The sequence below is a fragment of the Pseudaminobacter sp. Soil_N_29 genome (assembly GCF_057656055.1).
In genome coordinates, this window is the sequence record NZ_JBDGLC010000011.1 from 141,155 (window position 1) to 161,778 (window position 20,624).

The 20,624-nt window shown below is 65.2% G+C and carries 16 protein-coding genes; 11 read left to right on the plus strand and 5 right to left on the minus strand.

What is annotated here, in order from left to right; translation table 11 throughout:
• The first annotated feature begins 9 nt into the window (after positions 1-9).
• From AC3A4H_RS21905 to AC3A4H_RS21920, 4 genes are read left to right on the plus strand one after another with little or no spacing between them, the layout of a single operon-like run.
• Positions 10-402: a sarcosine oxidase subunit delta gene (locus AC3A4H_RS21905; RefSeq protein WP_487768604.1), complete on the plus strand. Its 393-nt coding sequence runs from the start codon at positions 10-12 to the stop codon at positions 400-402.
• Positions 402-3,392: a sarcosine oxidase subunit alpha gene (locus tag AC3A4H_RS21910; protein WP_487768605.1), complete on the plus strand. Its 2,991-nt coding sequence runs from the start codon at positions 402-404 to the stop codon at positions 3,390-3,392. Before AC3A4H_RS21905 ends, AC3A4H_RS21910 begins: the two co-directional genes overlap by 1 nt.
• On the plus strand, positions 3,385-3,957 hold the full coding sequence (locus AC3A4H_RS21915) for a sarcosine oxidase subunit gamma (RefSeq protein ID WP_487768606.1): 573 nt from the start codon (positions 3,385-3,387) through the stop codon (positions 3,955-3,957). Before AC3A4H_RS21910 ends, AC3A4H_RS21915 begins: the two co-directional genes overlap by 8 nt.
• A gap of 60 nt (positions 3,958-4,017) precedes the next feature.
• The gene (locus tag AC3A4H_RS21920) at positions 4,018-4,215 is read left to right on the plus strand and encodes a hypothetical protein (protein WP_348780646.1); all 198 of its coding nucleotides are present in this window, start codon (positions 4,018-4,020) and stop codon (positions 4,213-4,215) included.
• A gap of 81 nt (positions 4,216-4,296) precedes the next feature.
• Here the strand turns inward: AC3A4H_RS21920 and AC3A4H_RS21925 are convergent, their stop codons facing one another.
• Both AC3A4H_RS21925 and AC3A4H_RS21930 read right to left on the minus strand, forming a co-directional pair.
• Complete coding sequence (locus AC3A4H_RS21925; RefSeq protein WP_487768607.1) at positions 4,297-6,183, minus strand: MFS transporter; 1,887 nt, start codon at positions 6,181-6,183, stop codon at positions 4,297-4,299.
• 172 nt (positions 6,184-6,355) lie between these two features.
• The gene (locus tag AC3A4H_RS21930; protein WP_487768630.1) at positions 6,356-6,820 is read right to left on the minus strand and encodes a MaoC family dehydratase; all 465 of its coding nucleotides are present in this window, start codon (positions 6,818-6,820) and stop codon (positions 6,356-6,358) included.
• Between the two features lie 242 nt (positions 6,821-7,062).
• Here AC3A4H_RS21930 and AC3A4H_RS21935 point away from each other — a divergent pair, with 242 nt between their 5' ends.
• Positions 7,063-8,103 (plus strand): zinc-binding dehydrogenase, encoded by a 1,041-nt coding sequence (locus AC3A4H_RS21935; RefSeq protein ID WP_487768608.1) that lies wholly within the window; start codon positions 7,063-7,065, stop codon positions 8,101-8,103.
• Positions 8,104-8,248: 145 nt separating this feature from the next.
• Here AC3A4H_RS21935 and AC3A4H_RS21940 read toward each other — a convergent pair whose 3' ends face one another.
• The 3 genes from AC3A4H_RS21940 to AC3A4H_RS21950 all read right to left on the minus strand — a co-directional run bounded on the left by AC3A4H_RS21940 (position 8,249) and on the right by AC3A4H_RS21950 (position 13,608).
• Positions 8,249-11,377 carry an efflux RND transporter permease subunit gene (locus tag AC3A4H_RS21940; RefSeq protein WP_487768609.1) on the minus strand — a complete coding sequence of 1,043 codons (3,129 nt, stop codon included), beginning with the start codon at positions 11,375-11,377 and terminating at the stop codon, positions 8,249-8,251.
• A gap of 14 nt (positions 11,378-11,391) precedes the next feature.
• Positions 11,392-12,564: an efflux RND transporter periplasmic adaptor subunit gene (locus tag AC3A4H_RS21945; protein ID WP_487768610.1), complete on the minus strand. Its 1,173-nt coding sequence runs from the start codon at positions 12,562-12,564 to the stop codon at positions 11,392-11,394.
• Between the two features lie 216 nt (positions 12,565-12,780).
• The gene (locus AC3A4H_RS21950; protein WP_348780640.1) at positions 12,781-13,608 is read right to left on the minus strand and encodes a MurR/RpiR family transcriptional regulator; all 828 of its coding nucleotides are present in this window, start codon (positions 13,606-13,608) and stop codon (positions 12,781-12,783) included.
• Positions 13,609-13,779: 171 nt separating this feature from the next.
• Here AC3A4H_RS21950 and AC3A4H_RS21955 point away from each other — a divergent pair, with 171 nt between their 5' ends.
• The 6 genes from AC3A4H_RS21955 to AC3A4H_RS21980 all read left to right on the plus strand — a co-directional run bounded on the left by AC3A4H_RS21955 (position 13,780) and on the right by AC3A4H_RS21980 (position 20,575).
• The gene (locus AC3A4H_RS21955) at positions 13,780-14,577 is read left to right on the plus strand and encodes an N-formylglutamate amidohydrolase (RefSeq protein ID WP_487768611.1); all 798 of its coding nucleotides are present in this window, start codon (positions 13,780-13,782) and stop codon (positions 14,575-14,577) included.
• Entirely contained in the window at positions 14,577-15,131 is a 555-nt protein-coding gene (locus AC3A4H_RS21960) for a TRAP transporter small permease subunit (protein ID WP_487768631.1), read from the plus strand. Before AC3A4H_RS21955 ends, AC3A4H_RS21960 begins: the two co-directional genes overlap by 1 nt.
• Positions 15,128-16,456 (plus strand): TRAP transporter large permease, encoded by a 1,329-nt coding sequence (locus tag AC3A4H_RS21965; RefSeq protein WP_348780637.1) that lies wholly within the window; start codon positions 15,128-15,130, stop codon positions 16,454-16,456. The genes AC3A4H_RS21960 and AC3A4H_RS21965 overlap by 4 nt, the downstream gene beginning before the upstream one ends.
• 113 nt (positions 16,457-16,569) lie before the next feature.
• On the plus strand, positions 16,570-17,637 hold the full coding sequence (locus tag AC3A4H_RS21970) for a TRAP transporter substrate-binding protein (protein ID WP_487768612.1): 1,068 nt from the start codon (positions 16,570-16,572) through the stop codon (positions 17,635-17,637).
• A gap of 94 nt (positions 17,638-17,731) precedes the next feature.
• Complete coding sequence (locus AC3A4H_RS21975; protein WP_487768613.1) at positions 17,732-19,102, plus strand: glutamine synthetase family protein; 1,371 nt, start codon at positions 17,732-17,734, stop codon at positions 19,100-19,102.
• Between the two features lie 84 nt (positions 19,103-19,186).
• Positions 19,187-20,575 carry an aldehyde dehydrogenase family protein gene (locus AC3A4H_RS21980; protein WP_487768614.1) on the plus strand — a complete coding sequence of 463 codons (1,389 nt, stop codon included), beginning with the start codon at positions 19,187-19,189 and terminating at the stop codon, positions 20,573-20,575.
• The last annotated feature ends 49 nt before the right edge of the window (positions 20,576-20,624 follow it).

The following is a 20,624-nucleotide window of genomic DNA, read 5'->3' on the forward strand; positions in this document are numbered from 1 at the left end:
GGGACAAAAATGCTTCTCATCCGCTGCCCCTATTGCGAGGAAGAGCGTCCGGAACTCGAGTTCCGCAACGCCGGCGAAGCGCATATCGCGCGCTCGTCCAACATGGCCGAGCTGAGCGACGAGGACTTCGAGAAGTTCTTCTTCATCCGCTCCAATCCGAAGGGCATCACCTTCGAGCGCTGGCGCCATGTGCATGGCTGCGCGCGCTTCTTCAACGCGGTGCGCGACACCGTGACCGACAAGTTCGTCATGACTTACAAGGCCGGAGAGCCCAAGCCGGACCTCGCCAAGATCATGCCGAGCGAGGCGCCGGCGGCCGAGGCCGCGCAGGACGACGCCCAGGAAGACAAAGTCAAGAAGCCGGCGGCGAAGAAAGCCACCGCAAAGAAGGGAGACGCGTGATGGCCGCCACGCACCGCATTGCAGGCCAGGGCCGGCTGACGCCGGCAAGGACCTTGCGTTTCATCTTCGATGGTCAGCATCTCTCGGGCGTTGCCGGCGACACGCTGGCCTCGGCCCTGCTTGCCAACGGCATTCATCTCGTCGGCCGCTCGTTCAAGTATCACCGCCCGCGCGGCATTCTCTCGGCCGGCGCCGAGGAGCCGAACGCGCTGGTCGGCATCGAGCGCGACGCCACCCGCAAGACGCCGAACGTGCGTGCCACGGTGCAAGAGCTTTATGACGGGCTCAACGCCACCTCGCAGAACCGCTGGCCGTCGCTGTCTTTCGACGTCGGCGCGGTGAACGACCTTGCCTCGCCGATGTTCTCGGCCGGCTTCTACTACAAGACCTTCATGTGGCCTAAAGCGGCCTGGAAGAGTTTTTATGAGCCCAAGATCCGCGCCGCGGCCGGTCTCGGCGTGGCGCCGGACCAGCCCGATTCCGACCACTACTCCTCGCGCTTCGAGCACTGTGAGGTGCTGGTGCTGGGCGGTGGTGCGGCCGGCATCGCGGCGGCCCTCGCAGCGGCCGAGACCGGCGTGCGCGTGATCCTGGCCGACGAGCAGGCCGAATTCGGCGGGAGCTTGCGCTTTGAAGCGGGTGCTGCGATCGACGGCACCGACGGCTGGAGCTGGGCGCAGGCTGCCGTGGCGAAGCTTGCAGCCATGGACAATGTGCGTCTGCTGTCGCGCACCACGGCCTTCGGCTACTACGCGCAGAACTTCGTCGGCCTCGTCGAGCGCGTGACCGACCATCTGGCAAATCCCGACCGCGACCTGCCGCGCGAGCGGCTGTGGCAGGTGCGCGCCAAGCGCGTGGTGCTGGCCACCGGCGCCATCGAGCGGCACATGGTGTTTGCCGACAACGACCGCCCGGGCGTGATGCTGGCTTCGGCCGCGCGCACCTATCTCAACCACTACGGCGTTGCGGTGGGCAAAAACGTCGGCGTCTACACTGCCAATGACAGCGCCTATGCGGCGGCCCTCGACCTGAAGAAGGCCGGCGTCAACATCGCCGCTATCGTCGACCTGCGCGACAACCCCTCCGGCCCGCTGGTGGAGGAGGCGCGCGCGCTGGGCATCGAGATCAACCATGGCCGCGCCGTCATCCGCACCGGCGGCCGCCTGCGCGTGTCGTCCATGACCATCCAGCCCAAGAACGGCGGTGGCGAGCGTACCATTCCCGTCGACGCGCTATTGATGTCGGCGGGCTGGACGCCCTCGGTGCACCTGTTCTCGCAGTCGCGCGGCAAGGTCGCTTTCGACGAGGAGACCAAGCGCTTCCTGCCCGGCGCCTACGCCCAGGACTGCGTGTCGGTCGGTGCCTGCAACGGCACCGATGGGCTCGCGGCCAGCGTCGACGAAGCCTATGCGGCTGGCGCGAAGGTGGCGAGGGAAGCCGGCGGCGCCGGCAGGGGCGCCAAGCCCAAGGTCGAGGCGAGCGAAAGTTGGTCGCGCGGCATGCTGGGCGCTGGCCCCGGTGCCGGCCCGGACACCACGGTGAAGGCCTTCGTCGACTTCCAGAACGACGTGACCGCCAAGGACATCCGCCTTGCGGTGCGCGAGGGCATGCACTCCATCGAGCACGTCAAGCGCTTCACCACCAACGGCATGGCGACCGACCAGGGCAAGACCTCCAACATGCACGGCCTGGCGATCGCCGCCGAGACGCTGGACAAGCCGATCCCGCAGGTGGGGCTCACCACCTTCCGCGCGCCCTATACGCCGGTGACCTTCGGCGCAATCGTCAACCACGGGCGCGGCGCGTTGTTCGACCCGACCCGCAAGACGCCGATGCATGGCTGGGCCGAGGCCCATGGCGCGGTGTTCGAGGATGTCGGCCAGTGGAAGCGCGCCTGGTATTTCCCGAAATCCGGCGAGGACATGCACGCGGCCGTCAACCGCGAATGCGTGACCGTGCGCAAGTCGGCCGGCCTGTTCGACGCCTCCACCCTCGGCAAGATCGAGGTGGTCGGCCCGGATGCGGCCAAGTTCATGGAACTGCTCTACACCAATCCGTGGGAGAAGCTCGAAGTCGGCCGCTGCCGCTACGGCATCATGCTGCGCGAGGACGGTTTCATCTATGACGACGGCGTGGTGGGCCGCCTGGCAACTGACCGCTTCCATGTGACCACCACGACCGGCGGCGCCGCCCGCGTGATGAACCACATGGAGGACTATCTCCAGACCGAGTTCCCGCATCTCGACGTGTGGCTGACCTCGATGTCCGAACAGTGGGCGGTGATCGCAGTGCAGGGCCCGAACTCGCGCAAGATCATCGAGCCGCTGGTCGAGGGCATCGACCTGTCGGACGAAGCGATGCCGCATATGTCGGTGCGCGAGGGCAAGATCTGCGGCGTGCCGACGAGGCTGTTCCGCATGTCGTTCACCGGCGAGCGCGGCTTCGAGGTCAATGTGCCGGCTGACTATGGCCAGGCGGTTTGGGAGGCGCTGTGGGCCGAAGGCCAGAAGCACGGCGCCTGCGCCTACGGCACCGAGGCAATGCACGTGCTGCGCGCCGAGAAGGGCTACATCATCGTCGGCCAGGATACCGACGGCACCGTGACGCCGAACGACGCCGGCCTCGACTGGGCGGTGGGCAAGAAGAAGACCGACTTTGTCGGCATTCGCGGCATGGCGCGGCCCGACCTCGTGGGCAAGGGCCGCAAGCAGCTTGTCGGGCTGAAGGCGAAGGACCCGAAGGAGGTGCTGGAGGAAGGCGCGCAAATCGTTGCCGACCCGAAGCAGCCGGTGCCGATGAAGATGATCGGCCATGTCACCTCCAGCTACTGGTCGGAAAACTGCGGCCGGGGCATCGCGCTGGCGCTGGTGACGGACGGACGCGACCGCATCGGCCAGACGCTCCACGTGCCGATGCCCGACCGCACCATCGAGGTGGAAGTGACCGGCACCGTGTTCTTCGACGAGAAGGGAGAGCGCCTCAATGGCTAATGCTGCGACCGCAACAACCGTGGCCATGGCCGCGCGCGCACCGGCACAGGCCGGCCGCGAGTTCTCCGCCAAGGGCGTCAAGCTGGCCGTTCTTGCGCCGGCCGAGCGCATTTCGCTGCGCGCGCCGGCAGCCTCCGTGGCCGCGCTTTCCAAGGCGCTCGGGCTGACGCTGCCCAAGGCGCCGAAGACGTCGGCTACCAAGGACGGCCGCACCGCGCTCTGGCTCGGCCCGGACGAATGGATGGTGATCGACGAGGCCGGCGGCGACCCGCTGGCGGATTGCGCCGGCGTCAAGCAGCTGCATTCGGCGGTCGGCATATCGCACCGCAACGTCGGCATCTCGGTGAGCGGGCCGGCGGCTGCTGCCTGCGTCAATGCCGGCTGCCCGCAGGACCTGTCGCTGGCGGCATTTCCGGTCGGGGCCTGCTCGCGCACCGTGCTCGGCAAGGTCGAGATCGTGCTGCTGCGCACGGCGGAAGATGCGTTCCGGGTGGAGTGCTGGCGTTCGTTCTCGGATTACGTCTTCGCCTTCCTGGCGCAGGCGGCGACCGACGCGGCCGCCTGAGGCGCGGAACCTTAGATACACGGCTGGCGTTTGTCCTCTGAAGCAAGGAGGGTAAGCGCCATGCCGAAACCAACCCAGCAACCGAGTCCCGAAGCCAAGAAATCTCCTGCCGTGCGCTCACTGGAAAAGGAGCAGCGCGCGCAAGAGGAGACGAAGGAAGAAAAGCTCGAGGAAGGCCTGGAAGACACGTTCCCGGCCAGCGATCCGGTTTCCGTCATTTCGACTTCTATTCCCGGCGGGCCGAAGCCTAAGAAATAGCCGGCCCATCTTCCCCGCGAAAAAAAGCATGAAAGCCCCGGCGCATCACTTGCGGCCGGGGCTTCTTGGTCCTCGCTGCGCCTAGTCGATGGCGTGGAGGTCGATGCCCTTTGTTTCCTTCACGAAGATCATGCCTATGATGAAGGTCATCGCCGCAACCACGATTGGATACCAGAGGCCGTAGTAGATATCGCCCTTGTAGGCGCTCATGGCGAAGACGGTCGCCGGCAGCAGGCCGCCGAACCAGCCATTGCCGATGTGGTAGGGCAGCGACATGCCGGTGTAGCGGATGCGGGTCGGGAACATCTCGACCAGGATCGCGGCGATGGGGCCGTAGACCATGGTGACATAGATCACGAGGATGAACAGGATGCCGATGATCATCGGCCAGTTCACCGCCGCAGGATTTGCAACCATCTTGAAGGCGCCGCTGGCGGGTATGGCGTAAACTGCCATTTCGGTCGCGCCGCCGGCTTCTTCGGGCGTCAGCGCCTTGCTGGCGATCAGATCGGCCACGGGCACCATCGTCTTCTCGCCGGCACGGATGGCAGCCGCGTCGAGCTTCAGTTCCGGATTGGCGGCCACGAAGGCGTCGAGCTTTGCCTCGGGCACCTTCGACGTCTCGCGCATCAGCGGATAGCCGGCGTCATGCAGGGCGGTGTTCACCCCCTTGGCGAAGGCCGCCTGCTTGGCCTTGGCCTGATCGCCGGCGGCGATCGCATCGTAGGATTCGATCGTCTCGTTGCCGATCCTGACCACGGCCGGAGTACCGGGGGCCGCAGTTGCAACCACGTCGTAAGGCACAGAGTTGTTGGTGAGGAACGCCGTGGCAATGTCGCAGGACGTGGTGAACTTTGCCGTGCCGGTGGGGTTGAACTGGAACTTGCAGTCGCCGGGTGCTGCGGTCACGTGCGCCTTCACATTCTGCTGAGCAGTGGCCAGAGCCGGGTTCGCGGCCCAGGTCATTGCCTTGAACAGCGGGAAATAGGTGACGACGGCCAGCGCCAGCCCGGCCATGATGATCGGCTTGCGGCCGATCTTGTCGGACAGCCAGCCGAAGACCACGAAGAAGATGGAGCCGATGGCTAGTGCGATCGCGATCATGACGTTGACCGAGAAGGCGTCGACCTTGAGCACGTTCTGCAGGAAGAACAGCGCGTAGAACTGGCCGCAATACCAGACCACGGCCTGGCCGGCGGTGAGGCCGAACAGCGCCAGCAGCGCGATTTTGGCGTTCTTCCACTGGCCGAAGGCTTCTTTCAGCGGCGCCTTGGAACCTCTACCCTCCTGCTTCATGCGCTTGAAGGCAGGGGACTCGCTCAGCGACAGGCGAATCCACACCGAGATGCCGAGCAGCACCACTGAAACGATGAACGGAATGCGCCAGCCCCAGGCCTTGAAGACGTCCGGCCCGAGCCAGCTTTGCACCACCAGGATGACGATGAGCGACAGGAACAGGCCGAGCGTGGCGGTGGTCTGGATCCATGAGGTGTAATAGCCGCGCCGGTCGTTGGGCGCGTGTTCGGCCACATAGGTCGCCGCCCCGCCATATTCGCCCCCGAGCGCCAGCCCCTGCAGCATGCGCAGCGCGATCAGGATGACCGGCGCGGCGAAGCCGATGGACGCCGAGCCCGGCAAGAGGCCGACCAGGAAGGTGGACGACCCCATGATCAGAATGGTGATGAGGAAGGTGTATTTACGGCCGACAAGGTCGCCGATGCGGCCGAACACCAGCGCGCCGAAGGGGCGCACCAGGAAGCCGGCGGCAAACGCCAGCAGCGCGAAGATGTTGCGCGTGGCCTCCGGATACTCGCTGAAGAAGGCGGCGCCGATGAAGACCGCCAGCGAGCCGTAGAGATAGAAGTCATACCATTCGAAGACGGTGCCCAGAGAGGAAGCGAAGATGACCTTCTTCTCCTCGCGGGTCATGCCGCGCGGGGACGATCCCGCACTCGCGGTGACAGCCATTGTGTGTCCTCCCGGACGGTTCACCGTGGCTGCTCCCCGCACGCAAGGGAGAGCGGCCTCGGGTTAGCAAGACGATTTTACGCCTGCCATGGGAGGAGGGATAGCAATGCTTTGGTTTTACAACCTCGATCTAATGACGGGAGCGCGCTGCGGGCACGAATGGCGGCAGCGATCACCCCTGCGCCGGGGCTGCATCGTCTTGGGGCGCCACGAAAGTAAGCGTCAGCCAGCGGGCCGTCAGCGCTGGCTTCTTCGAGTTTTCGATCTCGATGGTCACGTCGTGGCTGATCTGGATCCAGCCGGACGGGCGCACCTTCACGTCGGCGAGGAAGAAGCGGGTGCGGATACGCGAACCGGTCTTCACCGGCGCGACGAATTTGAGGTTTTCGAATCCCGCATTGATGCCCATGTCGCCGCCCTCGACGCGGGGGATGGTGTCGTAGGTCATGGCGGAGAGCAGCGACAGCGTCAGGAAACCGTGCGCAATGGTGCCGCCGAAGGGCGTTTCTCGCGCCGCGCGCTCCGGGTCGCAATGAATGAACTGATGGTCGTCGGTCGCATCGGCGAACTGGTCGATCATCGTCTGGGTGACCGTGCGCCAGGGTGAAACGCCGACCTCGGTGCCGACGCCGGACAGGAGCTGGTCGATGGTAATCGTCTTCAAGAAACTCGCCTCTTCAAGTCGGGGGCAGGGCGTTTCGTGCCCAAAGCGCAGCACAGATACAGTTTTGCGCCGTCATTGTCATCCGGGCGTGGGGAGCAGCCGGGTGTGGGCACGCACCGGACTTCGAAGAGCGACATCGCGGCGGCCTCGCCTTCGCGCCCGTCGCCCCTATTCTTTCCGCCACCCGGCAAATTCGCCTCCAAGGGAGCTTCGCCATGGCCATTCCTTCCGAAATGAATGCGCTGCTCGTGACCAATGACGGCTACGCGGCCACGCCCTCGGGCACGTTGCTCGAAGCGATGGAGCCCTACGTCGAGGCCGGCCGCATCGCGGTGCCGCAGCCGAGGGCGACGCAAGTGCTGATCAAGGTGGGGCTCGCCGCGATCAATCCGTCTGACGTGATGTTCATCAAGGGGCAGTACGGCCAGCCGCGCGTGAAGGGCAGGCCGGCGGGCTTCGAGGGCGTCGGCACGGTGGTGGCCACGGGCGAAGACCCGGCGGCGCAGCAGATGGCGGGCAAGCGCGTGGCGTTTGCCGCCGGCACCGGCAGTTGGGGCTCGTGGGCCGACTACGCGATGACCGACGCCGCCGCCTGCATCCCGCTGATCGACGGCGTGCGCGACGAGGACGGCGCGGCGCTGATCGTCAACCCGCTCACCGCGCTTGCCATGTTCGACATCGTGCGCGAGGAGGGCCAGAAGGCCTTCGTGCTCACCGCCGGCGCCAGCCAACTGTCGAAGCTGATCATGGGCGTGGCCAAGGACGAAAGGTTTCGCCCCATTGCGATCGTGCGGCGCGACGAGCAGATCCCGCTTCTGAAGGAAGCCGGGGCGGCGCATGTGCTCAACGCCACGGCGGCGGATTTCGTCGCGACGCTGGCGGCGGTGATGAAGGAGGAGCAGCCGCGCATCTTCCTCGACGCCGTGACCGGGCCGCTCGCGGGCGCGATCTTCGACGCCATGCCGAAGCGGGCGCGCTGGATCGTCTATGGCAGGATGGACCCGTCGACCACGCCCATTCCGCAGCCCGGCCAACTCATCTTCATGCTCAAGCGCATCGAGGGTTTTTGGCTGACCGACTGGATGCGCCGCATGCCGTTCGAGCGCAAGGCGCAGGCGGTGATGGAAGCGCAGAAACGTTTCGCCGATGGGCGCTGGTCGACCGACGTGACGGCTGTGGTGCCGCTTGCCGAGGCGATAAAGCGGGTGCCGGAGGAACTCGCCAAGCCGAACGGCAAGGTGTTCATCCGGCCGTGAAGGGTTTTCCCTCCCCCTTGAGGCGAGGGTGGACAACCGCCGAAGGCGATTGGACGGGTGGGGTCGTAGCTGTAGCGCGCGGCCTGAACCTACCCCCTCCCGCCTCGCTTCGCTAAGCACACTCCCCTCAAGGGAGGGAGGACGCTTACTCAGCCGGCTCGGTATTGGCGTAGGCGGCTTCCTGGAGCTCGCGCTTCAGGCGTGCCTCTTCCTCGACCTTCGGGGTGACGAAGCGGCCGAGAAGCAGATAGGCGACCGGGGTGAGGAACAGGGTCGAGGCCGTGGCGAGGCCGAGGCCGCCGACGATGACCCAGCCCAGCGCAATGCGCGCTTCCGCGCCGGCACCGGAGGCCAGCACCAGCGGCAGGCCGCCGAGCACGGTGCAGATCATGGTCATCATCACCGGGCGCAGGCGGATGTTGGCGGCCTGTTCGATCGCCTCGCGCACGCCCATGCCGCGGTCGCGCAACTGGTTGGCGAACTCCACGATCAGGATGCCGTTCTTGGCCATGATGCCGACGAGCATGACGAGGCCAATCTGGCTGTAGGCGTTGAGGCTGGTGCCGGTCAGCAGCAGGGCGAACACCGCGCAGGCGAGGCCGAGCGGGACGGTGGCCATGATGATGACGGCGCTGACGAAACTTTCGAACTGCGCCGCCAGCACCAAGAGGATGATGACCAGCGCAAAGCCGAACACGATCGTCATGCCGCTTGTGCTTTCGCCGAGCGTAGCGGCTTCCGCCAGCGGCACGAGTCGGCTGCCGGGCGGCAGCAGCGGCGCGGCGATCTGCTGGGCGCGTTTCAGCGCATCGCCCAGCGCGAAGTCGGGCGCGAGACTTGTGGTGATCGCCACCGAACGCATCTGCTGCTCGCGCGACAAGGACGGCGGCACGGCGCGCTCGGTGAGCCTGGCGATGGTGGCCATAGGCACGTAGCGGCCGTCGCCTGTCCTGACAAAGATGTTTTCCAGGTCGGTCGGATCGTTGATCGGGTTGGTGGTGGAAACCAGCTTCACGTCGAAGCTGCGATCGTCGATGAACACCTTGCCGATCTGGCGGCCGTCGAGCACAGCCTGGATAGCTTCGGAGAGGCCGCTGATGTCGATGCCGAGGTCGGAGGCGCGCTCGCGGTCGAGCTCGACCGAAAGCTGCGGCTGGGTGGCGTCGGTCGTCAGGCGCGGCTGCTGGAAGCCGGGCTCCTTTTCCATCTCGGCGATGATCTTTCCCGCCGCCGCGCCGAGGTCGGCATAGCTGTTGCCGACGATTGCGAATTGCAGACCGCTGCCGGCACCGCGAATGCCCAGGCTGTTGGGCGCGATGGGGAAGGCGCGCACGCCGGGCACCTGGGTGAGCAGGCCGCCGATCTGCGTTGCGATCTGCTGCTGCGTGCGCTCCCGCTTCTCCCACGGGGCCAGCGAGATGACCATGAAGCCGCTGTTGAACGAGCCGCCCTGGCCGGCGCTTGCGAAGGTGCTCTCGATCTCGCCTGAATCGCGCAGCGGCTGTAGCAGTTGCTCGATGCGGCTGACCTGCCGCGTGGTGTATTCGAGGCTGACACCCTGCGGCGCGGAGATGCGCAGCATTATCATGGAGCGGTCTTCCGGCGGCGTCAGTTCCTGGCGGATCAAGCCGAAGGCGCCATAGGCCGCGCCGGCGAAGAGTATAGAAGCGATTACTACCAGCGCCGGCGCATTGAGGCAGGCGGCGAGGCAGCGACGGTAGAGGCCGGCAAGCATGGTGCCGACGCGACCGGCAACGCCGCTCTGGGCATGTTCGCCGGAGTGGCCGGCAAGCATGCGCGAGGCAAGCATCGGGCACAGCGACAGTGCGACCACGGCCGACAGCGATACCGAGATGGCGAGCACGAAACCGAACTCGCGGAACAGGCCGCCGGTCTGGCCGGGCAGGAACGAGAGCGGGATGAACACCGCCGCAAGCGTCGCCGTGGTGGCGACCACCGCGAAGAACACTTCCTGCGTGCCGAGCACGGCTGCGGCACGCGGTCCGATGCCTTCGTTGCGGCGGCGCACGATGTTTTCCAGCACCACGATGGCATCGTCGACGACGAGGCCGGTGGCCAGCACCAGCGCCAGCAGGGTGAGGATGTTGATTGAGAAGCCGGCAAGATAGATCGCCGCGATCGTGCCGATCAGCGCCACCGGCATGGCCAGGCCCGGAATGAGCGTGGCGCGCCAGTCGAGCAGGAACAGGTAGATGATGAGCAGGACGATCGAGACTGAAAGGATCAGCGCGATCTGCACCTCGTGCACCGCGCCCTTGACGAAGCTGGCGTCGTCGCTGGTGACGCGGATGGACATGCCCTGCGGCAAGGTCTGCTGGATCTTTTCTGCCGCCGCGCGCACGCCGTCGGAAATGTCGAGCGTGTTGGACTGCGCCTGACGGATGATGCCAAGCCCGATGCCGGTCTTGCCGTCGGAGCGCAGCGAGGAGACGCCGATATCGGGTCCGAGCGTGACGCTGGCGACATCGCCAAGGCGCGTGTTTTCGCCGAGCACCAGGTTCTCGAATGCTTCCGGTGTTGTCACCGAGGCGGTGGTGCGCACGATGATGCTCTGGGCATTGGTGCTCAGCGCGCCCGAGGGCGTGTCGAGCGCGATCGAGCCCAGCGCGTTGCGGATGTCGGCAACGGTTAGGCCAACGCTGGCGAGCCTGGTCTGGTCGACGTCGATGCGGAAGATCTTTTCGCGGTCGCCGTAGACCTGCACATCGGCCACGCCCGGCACCGCGGAGAGGGCATCGACGATCTGGTCTTCCACCAGGATCGTCATGTCCTCCACCGACATGGTGTCGGAGGTGACCGCCAGCCGCATCACCGCGTCGGCATTGGCGTCGGCCTTGACGATGCGCGGGGTGTCGGCGTCGTCCGGCAACTGGTTGGCGACCCGCCCGACGGCATCGCGCATGTCGGAGGCGGCGACGTCAAGGTTGACACCGTCGCCGAACTCGACGGTGACGCGGCTGCGGCCGTAGGAGGAACTTGACGAGATCGACTTGACGCCGCTGACGCGTGAGACCGCGCCTTCGAGCACGGCAGTTAGTTCGCGGTCGATGGTTTCGGCCGCCGCACCCGAATAGTTGGTGGTGATGGTGATGACCGGCCGGTCGACGTCCGGCAGTTCGCGCACTTCCACGCCGAAGAAGGCGGCGAGGCCGGCGACGATGATGAGTACGTTGAGAACGAAGGCGAGGACCGGGCGGCGCACGAAAAGCGCCGTCGAGCCTTTTTCCTCGCCCCCCTTGTGCAATTCCGTCATGCCCCCTCTCCGGTTCACGAGCCGCTGCCGGCGGCGGAGGTGTCGGCGGGTGCGGAAGCCGGCGCGCGGGCGATGAGCAGTTCGGCGCCCTCGCGCACCACATGGATGCCTTCGGTCACCACCTCGTCGCCCGGCTTCAGGTCGGCTTCGACCAGCACGGCCTCGGAATTGCGCTGCACGACACGCACCGGCGTGCGCCGGGCCTTGCCGTCGCGGATTGCCCAGACGAAGGCGCCGTCCGTGCCCCACTGGATCGCCAGCGGATCGACCGAGGGGTAAGTGTCGCCGGGAAAGCCCATGGCGACCTGGAACGACATGCCGGCGCGCAGGGCATCATCGGAATTGTCGATGCGGGCCTGAACGCGCAGCGTGCGGCTTTTCTCGTCAAGGCGGCTGTCGACGGCGCTGACCGTGCCGGCAAAGGACCGGCCGGGGTTCGATATCGGCGTGGCTTCAAGCTTCTGGCCGACGGAGACTGCGCCGGCAAATCGTTCCGGCACCCAGAAGTCGATGACGATGGCCGTGCGGTCGTCGATGGTGGCGACAGTGGTCTGCTGCGTCACGTAATTTCCGGCCTCGATCGGCAGGATGCCGATGAAGCCCGAAATCGGGGCGACAATGGAGCGGCGCTCGAGCTTGAGCTCGGCGTCACGCTGGGCGAGTTCGGCATTGTGCAGTGCGACTTCGGCATCGGTGACCTGCACCAGGCTCGCAGTATTGGAGTTGCGCAGCGCCCGCGTGCGCTCGAGCTTGGCCTTGGCGTCTGAAACCGCCAGCCTGGTGCGCTCCACCGCGATTTCCTCGGCCTGGGAATCGAGCCGCGCGATGACCGTGCCGGCTTCGACCAGCGCACCCGAGGCGACGGCCACCTCCGTCATGCGCCCGGCCTCGTCCGGCGTGACCGCCACCGAGGCGTTTGCGCGGCCGGTGCCGATAGCCTGAAGCCTGTCGTTGATGGTGGCCGAAGCCACGGTCGCGCTCACCACGGCCGTCTGCGGCCCGCCGCGGCCGGCTCCGCGCGCGCCGCCGCCGGCGACCGCGCCATCGGCGCGTGGCGTGGCGGCGTCCGCCCACTCAATGCCCCAGCGCGCCAGCATTTCGGGCGCGCCCGGAAAGAAACGCACCCAGGCCGCCGCGGCAACGAGAAGGAGAACAAGGGCAAAAGCGATTTGTTTCCAGGCAGCCATCGGCACTCCAGGGGTCCCACACAACAATGTCTTTGGCGCCGCTCGCGCCTTCTCGGAAGGCGTGACGGCGAGGATTTTAGACGCAAAGCAGCGCAAAGTCAGTAGCGCGCCTTTATGACGGGTCGCTTGCCCCGGCGCACCTTAAATATCGGTAATTATTGGCGGTGCCTGGCCACGATCACGCGCGTAAGCCCTGCTTCGAGCGGCTTACCGGGCTCAGCGCAGTTCTTCCATCTCGCGGATGCGCCGGGCGCTTTCCGCTTCCAGCGCGCGCGTCAGCTCTCCGATCAGCGCCTCCGCAAACACGAATAGCGCCGCCGACGAATCCCAGGAAGAGGGCACCGCGGTTCGCCCGGCGATGACATAACGGGCGAAGCGGGCAATCGGCGACAGCCACTGGTCGGTGACGAGAACGATCTCGACGCCGCGGGCATGCGCCTTCTCGGCCAGCCGGATCAGGCTGTCCTGGTAACGGCGGATGTCGAAGATCAGCAGCACGTCGCGCTTGCCCATGTCGATCAGGCGGTCGCGCCATGTGCTTTCCTGGCCGGTGAGGTGGAACACATTGGGGCGCACGATGGTGAGGTGGGCGGTCATGTATTGCGCCACCGGGTCGGTGAAGCGGCCGCCGATCAGGAAGATCTTGGCGCGTGGGTTGGCCAGCCGGGCGACGATTTCGCCCATTTGCCTTTCCGACACGTGGCGGAAGGTTTCGCGGATGTTGGTCAGCGTGGCTTCCAGCACCGGCGAGGTCTTGCCGCGATCGGGCGCCGGCTCCAGCACCGTGCGCGACAGCGGCGACTGAAGCTGCGCGGCCAGCTCGTCCTGCAGGGCCGCCTGGAATTCCGGATAGTTGTGAAAGCCAAGCCGCGCCACGAAGCGCAGGATGGTGGGGGAGCTGACGCCCGCATGCTGCGAGAAATCCGCGACCGTCTTCAGGCCGATCAACGGATAGTTGGCGACCAGCGTCTGTGCCGCACGGCGTTCGCCGGCCGGCATGGTGTCCATGCGCTCGGAAATCAGTTCAGCGATGCTCGATGCCATGTCGCCCCCTTCGGCCCGGTCGGAGGGGTTTTCGCCCGCTCGCGCTCCGTTGGTGCAGCCGCTGCACAAACCCATTTGACAAAGTCCGGGAATATGTATGAAATCATCCACAAAGACGCAAAGAAATAAAATCCGTAACATACGATACGGCGTCTTGGGGGACTAAAAGCAATGGGAACTGCGCCGTCCGCAGTGCATGAAGCATCCGCTTCCGTCCGGGTTAGCCGGCGGCAGGGCGCCAGCCCCTATCTGCTGGTCTGCGATCATGCCTCGAATTTCATTCCGGCCCGATTCGGCACGCTCGGCCTCGACGAAGCCGACCTGACGCGTCACATCGCCTGGGATCCCGGCGCGCTGCCCGTGATCCGCCGCATGGCCGACGCGCTGGACGCGACGCTGGTGGAATCCTGCGTTTCGCGCCTCGTCATCGACTGCAACCGGCCGCTCGACGCGCCGGACCTGATCTCGCCTGTTAGCGAGGCGACGGCGGTGCCCGGCAATGCCGATCTTTCCGAGGCCGACCGGCAGGAGCGCATCGCCCTGTCCTGGCGGCCGTTTCACGATGCGATTGCCGATGTAGTTGCCGAGAGGCTGGCCGAGGGGCGCGAGACGCGGCTTGTCTCGGTCCATTCCTTCACGCCGGTCTACAAGGGCGTGGACCGCCCCTGGCACATCGGCATCATCCATGACGATGACGACAGGCTGGCCGGCCCGATGATCGGCGCGCTGCGCGGCGTGGTCGGCCTGGAGGTGGGCGTAAACGAGCCCTATTCGCCGGCCGACCGTGTCTATTTCACGCTGGAGCGGCACGGCCGCGCGCGCGGGCTCGCCTGCGCCATGATCGAGATCCGCAACGACGAAATCGGCGACGAGAGCGGCCAACGCAGATGGGCCGAGCTTCTGTCGGCCATCCTGGCCGGCGTCAATCCGGGCCAGCCGAATTTCGCCAACACGACAAGGTCCGCATGATGAGCGTAGCGACAGAAAGAGAGCCGGTCAGGAAGAGCCGGCTGGTCCAGGCGGTGAGACTTTACGTGCGGTATGTCGATGCCGTGAGCCACGGGGTGGGGCGCTTCGCCATGTATCTCATCTTCCCGATGGGCGCGATCCTGCTCTATTCGACCATCATGCGCGTGATCTTCGGCTATCCGATCAACTGGATCATGGAGATGTCGCAGTTCATGCTCTCGGCCTACTACCTGCTGGGCGGAGCCTATTCCCTGCAGCTCGACGCGCATGTCCGCATGGATCTGTTTTACGGCATGATGTCGCCGCGCCGGCGCGCCATCATGGATGCCTTCACCGTTCTGGCCGTGATCTTCTACCTCGTGGTCCTGTTCCGGGCCGGGGTTTCCTCGACCGAATATTCCATCACCTACAGCCAGAAGAACTACACCGCCTGGGCGCCGCTGCTGTGGCCTATCAAGGCCCTGATGACGTTCGGCATCTTTCTGATGCTGCTGCAAACCATCGCCACCTTCTTCAAGGACGTGGCCGAAGCACGTGGGAAGTCGCTGGCATGAGTTCCGAATTCATCACCATCTTCATGTTCGCGTCGATGCTGATCCTGATGGCCACCGGCCAGCGTGTGTTCGGCGTCATCGGCGCGGTCGGCGCGGCGGCCGCACTCTGGATGTGGGGTGACGGCGCTGCCGAAATGCCGTTCAACGCGGCCTTCCAGGTGCTCAACTGGTATCCGCTGATCACCGTGCCGTTTTTCGTCTTCATGGGCTACATGCTGTCGGAGTCGGGCATCGCCAACAATCTCTACCGCATGTTCCACGTCTGGTTCGGCCAGGTGCGCGGCGGCCTCGCGCTCGGCACAATGGGCCTGATGATCGTCATCTCGATGGTCAATGGCCTGTCGGTTGCCGGCATGGCCATCGGAGCCACGGTAGCGCTGCCGGAACTGCTGCGGCGCGGCTACGACAAGGTGATGATCACCGGCGTCATCCAGGGCGGGTCGTCGCTCGGCATCATGGGGCCGCCCAGCGTCGTGCTGATCCTCTACGCGATGATCGCGCGCCAGCCGGTGCTGCAATTGTGGCTGGCAGGCATCGGCCCCTTCATCCTGATGGCGGTTATCTTCACGGCCTACATCTATCTTCGCTGCCGCTTCCAGCCCGAAATGGGCCCGGCCTTGCCCGCCGCGGAACGCGAACAGATCACGACGCGCGAAAAGCTCGTGCTGCTGCGCGCCGGCCTGCTGCCCTTCGGCCTTTTCGCAGCCATCATGGGCCTGTTCCTCACCGGCACCACCAGCCTGGTCGAAACCTCGATGGTCGGTGCATTGCTGGCGCTGCTGTCGGCATGGTTCACCGGCAGGCTCAATCGCCGCGTCATGGAAGAAACCACGCGCAACACGCTGGCCGTTTCCGCCATGTTCCTCTGGATCATCCTGGGCGCGCTCTGCTTCAGCGCCGTCTATGACGGCCTGGGCGCAATCAAGGCGATTGAAAACCTGCTGCTGCACACCTGGGACCTGAGCCCCTGGGGCGTGCTGGCGATGATGCTGTTTTCCTTCATCATCCTGGGGATGTTCCTCGACGACACCGCCATGCTGGTCATCGTCGCACCGCTCTATATCCCGCTCGTCAAGGCGCTCGGGTTCGACCTGATCTGGTTCGGCATCCTCTACACCATCACCTGCCAGATCGCCTACATCGTGCCGCCCTTCGGCTACAACCTGTTCCTGATGCGGGCGATGGCCCCGCCTGAAATCACCATCGTCGACATCTATCGCTCGATCATCCCCTTCTTCTTCATGATGGTGCTGACCATGATCATCATCATGATCTTTCCCGACATCGCGATGTGGCTGCCTGATGTCTACATGGGGAAGAGATGAGATGCGGGATGCTTCGAGGTTTCCAGAATAAGAACGGGGGCTGGCGAATACAAACGCGCCCAACCCCGCCTCGTGGATGAGATTTTACTGTATCTGTTAACGGGAGGAATGAAATGTCGGACAACAAGCCTATCAGCAAGCGCGATTTCCTGCGCAAATCGATCTTGACCGGCGCCGGTGCGGTGGGCGCAACCACGCTCGCAACGCCCTATGTCAAGGCCCAGGCCCCGATCAAGTGGCGTCTGCAGACCTATGCCGGCCCGGCCCTGGCCGAGCATGTGTGCAAGCCGGCCATCGACGCCTTCAACAAGGCGGCCAATGGCGAAATGGTGATCGAGCTCTATACCTCCGACCAGCTGGTGCCGCAGGGCGAGCTGTTCCGCGCCGTGCAGGCCGGCACGATCGACGCCGCCCAGAGCGACGACGATTCCATGGCTTCGCCGGTGGATGTCGCCGTGTTCGGCGCCTACTTCCCCTTCGCCTCGCGCTACAGCCTCGACGTGCCGGTGCTGTGGAACTGGTACGGGCTGAAGGAGATCTGGGAAGAGGCCTATGGCGAAATCCCGGGCGTGACCTGGCTCAGCGCCGGTGCGTGGGACCCTTGCAACTTCGCCACCACCAAGCCGATCCGCTCGGTGGCGGACCTGAAGGGCCTGCGCGTCTTCACCTTCCCGACGGGTGGCCAGTTCATCTCGCGTCTCGGCGTCGTGCCCGTCACGCTGCCGTGGGAAGACATCGAGGTGGCGCTGCAGACCGGCGAGCTCGACGGCATCGCCTGGTGCGGCGCGACCGAGACCTACACGGTCGGCTGGGCGAACGTCACCAAGTACTACCTCACCAACAACATCTCGGGTGCCTGGTCGGGTTCGTTCTTCGCCAACACCGAGAAGTGGAATGCGGTTCCTGACCACCTGAAGGAACTGTTCCGGCTGGCGATGGATTCCTCGCACTACTACCGCCAGCACTGGTACTGGTGGGGCGAAGCCCACTACCGCACCACGGGCGGCAAGCTTGAACTGACGACCATTCCCGAGAACGAGTGGAAGGAAGTCGAGGACATGGCGCAGGCATTCTGGGACGAGGTCGCCGCCAAGAGCCCGCGCAACGCCAAGGTGGTCGAGATCCTCAAGAAATACCAGGAGACCATGCGCGGCGCAGGCGCACCCTATCGCTACGGCTGAGCAGAGCCAGTCTTGTGAAGTCGAACAGCCCGGCCGTGCGGCGGCCGGGCTCACCTGTTGAAACAGCGATGCGCCGACTGCGGCGGAGTGGAAAATGGCCGGAAATCTTACATTCGATCAGTTGAAGAAAGCGGTTGCCGACGGGGAGATCGACACGGTGCTGGTATGCGCCGTCGACATGCAGGGAAGGCTGATCGGCAAGCGGTTTCTGGCCAGCTTCTTCGTGCAGTCGGGCTATGAAGAGACGCACGCCTGCAACTATCTGCTGGCCGACGACATCGACATGGAGCCGGTGCCCGGCTACAAGGCGGCAAGCTGGTCGAAGGGCTATGGCGATTTCGTCATGAAGCCCGACATGTCGACGCTGCGCCGCGTTCCCTGGCTGGAGAAGACGGCGCTGGTGATCAGCGACGTGCAGTCCCATCACGGCCATGAAGACCTGCCGCATTCGCCGCGCGGCATACTGCGCAAGCAGCTGCGCCGGCTGGAGCAGCGCGGCTTCCTGGCCTATTTCGCCTCCGAGCTGGAATTCTATCTCTTTGACGAGACCTACAAGACCGCACGCGAAAAGCACTGGCGCAGCCTCGACACCGCCTCTCCCTATATCGGTGATTACCTGATCGGCATCACGACAAAGGAAGAGGGCTACATGCGCCGGCTGCGCAACGAAATGGAGGCGGCCGGAATTCCGATCGAGAACTCCAAGGGCGAGTGGGGCCCCGGCCAGGAAGAAATCAACTTCCGCTATGGCGAGGCGCTGGAAACCGCAGACCGGCATGTGATCCTGAAGAATGGCGCCAAGGAGATCGCCGACCAGATGGGCAAGTCGGTGTGCTTCATGGCCAAGTACAACTACGACCTGGCCGGCAATTCCAGCCACATTCACAACTCGCTGTGGAGCGCCGACGGCAAGACTCCGCTGTTCCTCGACAAGAACGGGCCCCATGGCCTGTCGGAACTCGGCCGGCAATGGTCGGCTGGTCAGCTCAAATATGCCAAGGAATATACCTACTTCCTGGCTCCCTACATCAACTCATACAAGCGCTTCCAGGCCGGCACCTTCGCGCCGACCAAGATCATGTGGAGCGATGACAACCGAACCGCGGGCTTCCGGCTGTGCGGCCAGGGCACCAAGGCCGTGCGCATGGAGTGCCGCATCGGCGGCGCCGATCTCAACCCCTACCTCGCCTTCGCGGCGCTGATCGCGGCGGGACTGGCTGGTATCGACGAGAGACTGGAACTGGAGAAGCCCTTCGTGGGCGACGCCTACCAGGCGGCCGAGCTGCCCGAGATTCCGAAGACCCTGCGCGGCGCTGCCGAAACGCTGGAGAAATCGACCATGCTGCGCGAGGCCTGGGGCGAAGATGCGATCGACCACTATGTGCACACCGCGCGCTGGGAGCAGATGGAATATGACCGCCGCATCACCGACTGGGAACTGCACAGGGGCTTCGAGCGGTATTAATGTCGGCGCGATCGCGGGCGCGGCGTGTGGCCCGCGCCCTGCCGGAACGACCAATTGCATTTCGCATGAAGAAGGACTGAAACCATGACCGAGACGGTCAAGCTCAAATCCCCCATCGACGGCTCGATCTATGCCGAGCGACCCGTCGCCAGCGACCAGGCGATCAACGCCGCGGTCGAGCGGGCCCGCGCCGCGCAGGCCGCCTGGGCGCAGACCTCCATCGCCGAGCGCGGCAAGTACATGCTCGCCTTCCTCGAGGCGCTGGTGGCGATGAGCGACGAGATCGTGCCGGAAATCGCCTGGCAGATGGGTCGCCCCACCCGCTACGGCGGCGAGTTCGGCGGCGTCAAGGATCGCACCAACTACATGGTCGAGATCGCCGAGCGGGCGCTCAAGCCGGTCATGGCGTCGGACCCGAAGGAGGGCTTCCGCCGCTATGTGAAGCGCGAGCCGCTTGGCGTGGTGATGGTCATCGCACCCTGGAACTATCCTTATCTCACGGCGGTCAACACCATCGTGCCGGCGCTGATGGCGGGCTCGACCGTCATTCTCAAGCACGCCGCGCAGACGCTGCTGGTGGGCGAGCGCTTCCAGCAGGCCTTCGACAAGATTGGTCTGCCCAAGGGCGTGTTCCAGAACATCGTGCTCAACCACGCCCAGACCGAGAAGCTGCTCGGCTCGGGCAAGATCGACCATGTCAACTTCACCGGCTCGGTGGCCGGCGGCAGGGCGATCGAGAAGGCGGCGGCCGGCACCTTCATGACCATGGGCCTCGAGCTCGGCGGCAAGGACCCGGCCTATGTGCTGCCCGACGCCAAGCTCGACCACGCCATCGCCAATCTGGTCGACGGCGCCTTCTACAATTCCGGCCAGTGCTGCTGCGGCATCGAGCGCATCTATGTGCACGAGAAGGTCTATGACGACTTCGTCGACGGTTTCGTTGCGCTGACCAAGGACTATGTGGTGGGCAACCCGCTCGACCAGGCCACCACCATGGGGCCGATGGCGCAGTCGCGCTTTGCCGACTTCATCCGCGAGCAGAAGGCGGAAGCCCTGCGCAAGGGTGCCTCCGCGCACGTCAACATGAAGGTCGACCAGGACGTCGCCGGGTCGCCCTATCTGGCGCCGGAAGTGCTGACCAATGTTGACCACCAGATGAGCGTGATGCGCGAGGAGAGCTTTGGCCCCATCGTCGGCATCATGAAGGTGCGCGGCGACGAGGATGCCATCGCGCTGATGAACGACAGCCCATACGGCCTGACCGCCTCGGTCTGGACCAGCGACATCGAGCATGCCGTCTCGATCGGCGACCGCGTCGAGACCGGCACGGTGTTCATGAACCGCTGCGACTATCTCGACCCGGCGCTGGTGTGGACGGGCGTGAAGGACACCGGCAAGGGCGCGGCGCTGTCGGCCATCGGCTACGACAACTTGACCCGTCCGAAGTCCTATCACCTGCGCGAGAAGATCTAGTTCGCGGCACAGAACATGTTTTTGACCCCCACTCCGTCTCGCTGCGCTC